The organism is Bifidobacterium sp. POST2/T3 (B1), from assembly GCF_058197115.1.
This window is the reverse complement of the sequence record NZ_JBVPQK010000190.1, coordinates 1-5,175: the sequence shown is the minus strand read 5'-3', so window position 1 is coordinate 5,175 and position 5,175 is coordinate 1. Positions and strand designations below refer to the sequence as shown.

The following is a 5,175-nucleotide window of genomic DNA, read 5'->3' as shown; positions in this document are numbered from 1 at the left end:
CGGGGTATAGCGCAGCTTGGTAGCGCGCTTCGTTCGGGACGAAGAGGCCGGGGGTTCAAATCCCCCTACCCCGACAAATTATCCTGGTCCGAGTGGGCCGGGATTGCAACGTTTAGAGCACATCACGCAGCCGGCGAAACCGATTTTGAGCGCACTTTGCAGTAGCAACTCGTTCATCGACCCCCCCCCCCACCGAATCCAGGTCATCGTCGAACAGATCCGCATACGCATCCAAGGTCATCGCGGCCGACGTGTGCCCCAGCCGCCGCTGGATGGCCTTCACGTTCGCCCCGCTCTTGACCATCAGGCTGGCCACCGTGTGTCGTAGGTCATGGATGGTCATCCGTTTTCAACCCGGCCGCATCGCACGCACGGGCAAACCACTTGCCACCGTCCTTCGGCGACACCGACTTCATGTATCCATGGAAGCTCCCTCTGAATCTCAATCTCGTGGGGTCTACCTTTCCATCGCCGCATTGGGGTCATGTAGAGCGGCTATATCGAAATCTTCCGGATGATCCGCAACCCGATCCAGCTTCGCTGCTCTGCTCTTTTGTTCTTCGTTTTGCCGGCTTAGCTGCAATACTTGCTCTAGCCTTGAGGCTGGATTGAGATTGAAGAATTGGCACAGCGCTATAAACTCACGCAAAGAAGGCGACCCATGCCTGCAATTGAAAAGGTCGCTGACTCTTGGCGCACTTACGTCAATGGCACGGGCGAGCGCGCGGTCTGATATTTGAAACGGTGACTCATCTCGCTTTTCGGAAATAAGTCCCATAACCGTAATATCAGCCAACATCCAAACGCTCGCGTACTTTGCCGTGGCAATCAAATTAGACATGTAACAGCTTTTTATAAATCGCAACGCGAGTTTGACATAGTAAAAGAATGCTCTTACAGACTTGCTGCTCGGGCCATAGACGTGCTTCGCAAAACGGCACTGACATACAAGCAATCCAAAACCGAACTGACATCAGCGCTGCACATAGCCAGGCCCACATTGAACGCCCGGTTTGAAGCCGGCGACATGATGCTCAGCAAGCTCATACAGCAGTCAAAAGAAGTCGGTGTCGATCCATGCGAAGCACTCAATGACTGCGACGGGGAGTCTCCGGCATCATCGTTGCTCGCAGGGAAGGAGAAGCGATGAAAAGGCTGGTCTTGCCCAAATCTTTTTTGACGTGCGCGCGGATCTTGACGACGTGATAAGGGCAGATCGTCATTGCTGGGCGGCCAGAGCCTCTGAAACAGGAGCAGCCCGTGCCCTTTCTGCGTCATACTGGTCGGCAGGGGCTTCCACCCTCGGCGGCTCCTTCCACAACGGGCGCCGCACGCTGTCCAAGCCGTGGCCCGACGAGGTCATCCAGCCGTACCGGCAGGTCTGGGAGCATATCCTGGGCAACCACGGGTCGCGGGGACCTCCGTCCCCAGCAAGACCGCGTTCCCCTCCTCGTGGAGCGAGAAGCGCGTCAGGCATGAGGTCCTGGAGACCGTGGCGGCACCCGACCTTGTCAGGAGCATGAAGGACGGGAACCGGGAGGACAGGTATAGGATGGTCGGTGAGGAGATCATCCGCGTGTGGCTGCAGAAGAAACGGAACACCCGCGGACGATACATGATCAACACTGCGTTCCCGACGGTGGGCGAGGAAAAGGAGATGGCATGACGACTGATCAGGAAGCAGCACAGGCCTTCCGCCGGCTGAGACCCTACCTAGCGCCGGTCATGGACGAGTGGGAGCTCATCGCGCTTGACGGCGGTTTCGAGGCCGGGGAGCCGTATTTCGCCTTGTCCTACGCCGTGGCGTCCATCCTCTCGTACCAGGTGGACGTCCCCCGCGACGTGCTCGTGCAGGCGTTCTCCTGCCTCAACGAGGACGACCGTCAGGAGTACGCGGACATCCTGAAGGGCGCGACGGCCTAGCCCGGGCACACTTGTAATTGCTTTCCAGGCCATCCCTTACCGGGGTGGCCTTTTCCATGCCCTGACGGGCCATCGAGTTTTCCGCGGACCCTGCACGCCGCGTCGCTAATCGTGCGTCCGATTACCAAGGAGCAACTATGCCCATGCATTTCATCCACCGTTTCGACAGGCTCCACATGCGTCTGGCCGACTCCCCGCAGGGGAAGCCGGTTCCGGCGGAGGCCAGCCCGGTCCGGGAAGCCGGCATCGACCCGGATAACACGCGGATCCTCGCACAATTTGAGACTCAAGGCACAGCGACAGCCACCTCCAGCATCTACGCGGTACGATACGGCTCCTCGGAAGGCGACCAGGCGGTCACCGGCTTGACCAACGAGGGCGTCAACGTGCAGGATCTGGGCCGGCTGCAGGACAAGCCCGCCTACCGCATCCGCATCGAGTTCTTCGTCGGGCTGGCCGTTTTCGGCGGCAAGGCCGCCGCACGCCTGAATGGGGTCATCAATGGTAGCAGGAAGACCGCCGGCGCAGCTGCCAAGAAGCGAGCTGAAGCGGAGCCGACCCTGGCCGTCACACCAAACGAGCCCGTGCAGGAGGTCACCTCCCAGGAGCCCGACAAAGAGAAGGAGCCGCCCGCGGCCCCCGAATATTCCGCGGCGGTTGCGCCCGCCGGCCGTTACGAAGCTTTTGAAGACGGATGTATGTAAGAATATTAACCTCGCTATTCTCTTTCTCTTCTTAAAAAAGCAAAAGCGATTCTCGTTTTTCTCGCGTTTTATAAGTTCAAGGTTCACAGCCCCGACGATTCTGGAATTGCCTACTGCATTAATATTGAGGTTCCTCGGCACATAACAACCAATCACCAACATTCAGGTGTGGCATATAAACAGATATTCTGTTCAAAGGAGCATAATGCGGATCTTAGCCTTTGACCTCAAAGGACTTCGTTTATACGACAAGGGCGCACTACGCATGATCCTGTTCGCCGAGGATAGGATTACCGATGGCAGCTTCACCCATCGCCTTCAGGGCACCACCTCACCGCTTGGCATCGTTACAGCCATTGGCATCTCCGGCATCAATGCCTCCGGCAAAACCACTGATCTACGCCTACTTTCTCTAATCATCAACATTGCCAGGGGCGCCTCATTAGGTACTCAACGCTCCACCATCGATTCGCTGATGGACATTCTTGAGCCTACGATTACAGCACGCATTATCTTCGAAGAAGACGGCGATGCTTGGCTACTCAATGCCACACTTCGGCGCGCAGGTCAGAACGAGGCCACCGCCGACTCTCCCTTGGTTTTTGAAAAGGAACGGCTGTGCCAGTATGCGGGCAGAAGACTGAGCAAGATTCGTTTGAGAAGAACCATTGATGGCGATGAAGAATCCTGGGTGACTGTAGCGACTCGGGGAATGAACAAGTCCGGCGACGAAAAGGAGCTGGCTGAGGACGTCAAGAGATTCTTACCCCCCGATCGCTCTCTGATGAGCGGGATTTTGCGGGCCAAGGAGACCATGGTCACCATCTGTCTGCAAAATCCGCTGCAAATGTCCATTCCCGTCACTCCTCCATCCCAAGTGGTGCGCCTATTCGATCCGACCATCGAACACTTAGAGGTAAGCGATCACCAATTCCATATCAAGTTCCGCAACGAAAAGCTTGAACGTAATTGTGATCCCTCACAAGCTATGGCCATGATATCGGCGGGAACATTTCGCGGAACATCCCTGGCGCAGCATGCTATCGAAACACTTGCACAAGGAGGTTACCTGCTATTCGACGAAATCGAAAACAGCATAAACAAGCAGTTGGTATTCGCCATCATCGATTTGTTCTCCTCTCCCGCCACTAACCCGCATGGGGCAGTACTCGTTTTTTCTACGCACTACCCTGAATTGCTGGATCATTTCACCAGAAAGGACAACATCTGGTTCGCTGTCAGACATGAGAACGCGGGATTCCAACTGGTCAGATACAACAAACTTGTCACACGCGGTGAACTGAAGAAGAGCGTTCAGTTTATGTCAGGTGCCTTGCAAGGAACGGCACCCTCAGCCGCTTCCATTAGCGCCCTGCGGAGCTACGTCAAGGATACGGTTCATGGATAGTCAAGCAATATATAACCAATCTACCTTGGTTATCTGCGAGGGATCTGCCGAAAGCGTCATCTTTGAACTCCTGCTGGCAGAAGGAAAACTGATCATTCCTAAAGATTCGCTTATTGAGGATCCGCAGACTGGTCGGCTTTATACCCGCTGCCGGAAGGATAGGGATATCGAGGAACGGTTCCTTTCCGTTACTTATGGTTCTTCGTGCGTGAATATCGTCCGTATTATTGACTCGCCAAATGAGCGCTTTCACTTGTCGCCTCTGTACCAGTCTAAAGCCCGTGTATTTACACTGACTACCCGTCCGGAGATCGAGATCCTGGCCATCATCAAAGAGGGGGCTTATAGGGACTGGACGCATGTTAATAACATGAAACCCAGCGAATTCTGCAAGGAGAAACTGGGGTTGCACAAAATCAAGCAGTATGCTTTCCTACGCCAATATTGGAACGATGCGGATGAGCAGTACCGAAGAAACCATCACTTCCAAAACCATGAGCGATGTTTGGCCGAGATACTCGTTGATTATTCAGGCAGCTGCACCGAGCAGGTGTGACCTAGGCGACATAGCCGACTAAAGTCCGTCAAAGACCATCAGCCTAGACTGATAGATAGAAGCGACCAGGGCGCTAGGGCTCCATGAGGAACCCGCACCTTCAGATACCCTGACAGCAAGGGAGCCACATGAGCCAGGACCAGATACCGATCACAGGCAGCAAGCAGAAAGAGCCTCAACAGTCCTATATGCAACCGGACGGCGGCTTCGATACCCAAGCCTTCCTGGACGGCCTGGATGCCATCTTCAGCGCCGGCAAGGCTCGCGACGAAGCTGAACCCTACCTGCAACAGGCGCTGGTGGATGCGGAGAATGCAGGCGACGATGCCGGACTGCTGACCGTGCTTAACGAAACCATGGGCTTCTACCGGTCACAAGGTCGCCATCAAGAGAACATGTGGATGATCCAGCGGGCCATCGAGCTTGCCTCCCGAATGCGCATCGAGGGGTCCGATGCCTGGACGACCACCCTGATCAATGCGGCCACAGGTCTACGGGCAGCCAAGCAGTACGACCAGGCCGAAGACCTCTACCGGCAGGCGCTTGCCTCTGCAGCCAAAACGCTTGGACCCAAGGACCGCCGG

General features: G+C 55.8%; 7 protein-coding genes, 1 tRNA gene and 1 pseudogene. 7 read left to right on the top strand and 2 right to left on the bottom strand.

Annotation, left to right across the window (positions count from 1 at the left end; translation table 11 throughout):
* Positions 1-74 (top strand) — tRNA-Pro (locus tag AC0AP0_RS08735).
* Positions 75-112: 38 nt separating this feature from the next.
* Here AC0AP0_RS08735 and AC0AP0_RS08730 read toward each other — a convergent pair.
* Both AC0AP0_RS08730 and AC0AP0_RS08725 read right to left on the bottom strand, forming a co-directional pair.
* Positions 113-343, bottom strand: a pseudogene (locus AC0AP0_RS08730) (tyrosine-type recombinase/integrase); the annotation flags it as partial.
* Between the two features lie 114 nt (positions 344-457).
* Complete coding sequence (locus tag AC0AP0_RS08725) at positions 458-841, bottom strand: protein kinase family protein (protein ID WP_110425695.1); 384 nt, start codon at positions 839-841, stop codon at positions 458-460.
* A 651-nt stretch (positions 842-1,492) separates the two neighbouring features.
* Between AC0AP0_RS08725 and AC0AP0_RS08720 the strand changes: the two genes are divergently transcribed.
* The 6 genes from AC0AP0_RS08720 to AC0AP0_RS08695 all read left to right on the top strand — a co-directional run.
* A complete protein-coding gene (locus AC0AP0_RS08720) occupies positions 1,493-1,666 on the top strand; it encodes a hypothetical protein (RefSeq protein ID WP_181415149.1) in 174 nt (57 codons plus the stop codon).
* Positions 1,663-1,923, top strand: coding sequence for a hypothetical protein (locus tag AC0AP0_RS08715; protein ID WP_490430185.1), 261 nt, complete (start codon positions 1,663-1,665; stop codon positions 1,921-1,923). Before AC0AP0_RS08720 ends, AC0AP0_RS08715 begins: the two co-directional genes overlap by 4 nt.
* A 137-nt stretch (positions 1,924-2,060) precedes the next feature.
* On the top strand, positions 2,061-2,627 hold the full coding sequence (locus tag AC0AP0_RS08710) for a hypothetical protein (protein ID WP_490430184.1): 567 nt from the start codon (positions 2,061-2,063) through the stop codon (positions 2,625-2,627).
* A 205-nt stretch (positions 2,628-2,832) separates the two neighbouring features.
* Positions 2,833-4,035, top strand: coding sequence for an AAA family ATPase (locus tag AC0AP0_RS08705; RefSeq protein WP_489931521.1), 1,203 nt, complete (start codon positions 2,833-2,835; stop codon positions 4,033-4,035).
* Positions 4,028-4,591: a hypothetical protein gene (locus AC0AP0_RS08700; RefSeq protein ID WP_490430183.1), complete on the top strand. Its 564-nt coding sequence runs from the start codon at positions 4,028-4,030 to the stop codon at positions 4,589-4,591. The genes AC0AP0_RS08705 and AC0AP0_RS08700 overlap by 8 nt, the downstream gene beginning before the upstream one ends.
* 188 nt (positions 4,592-4,779) lie before the next feature.
* Positions 4,780-5,175: tetratricopeptide repeat protein (locus AC0AP0_RS08695; protein ID WP_490430186.1), on the top strand; the 396-nt coding region annotated here is incomplete at its 3' end.

Coding starts and splice junctions, on each gene's coding strand:
- AC0AP0_RS08725 (WP_110425695.1), bottom strand. CDS start 841: ATGTCTAATTTGATTGCCACGGCAAAGTACGCGAGCGTTTGGATGTTG.
- AC0AP0_RS08715 (WP_490430185.1), top strand. CDS start 1,663: ATGACGACTGATCAGGAAGCAGCACAGGCCTTCCGCCGGCTGAGACCC.
- AC0AP0_RS08710 (WP_490430184.1), top strand. CDS start 2,061: ATGCCCATGCATTTCATCCACCGTTTCGACAGGCTCCACATGCGTCTG.
- AC0AP0_RS08705 (WP_489931521.1), top strand. CDS start 2,833: ATGCGGATCTTAGCCTTTGACCTCAAAGGACTTCGTTTATACGACAAG.
- AC0AP0_RS08700 (WP_490430183.1), top strand. CDS start 4,028: ATGGATAGTCAAGCAATATATAACCAATCTACCTTGGTTATCTGCGAG.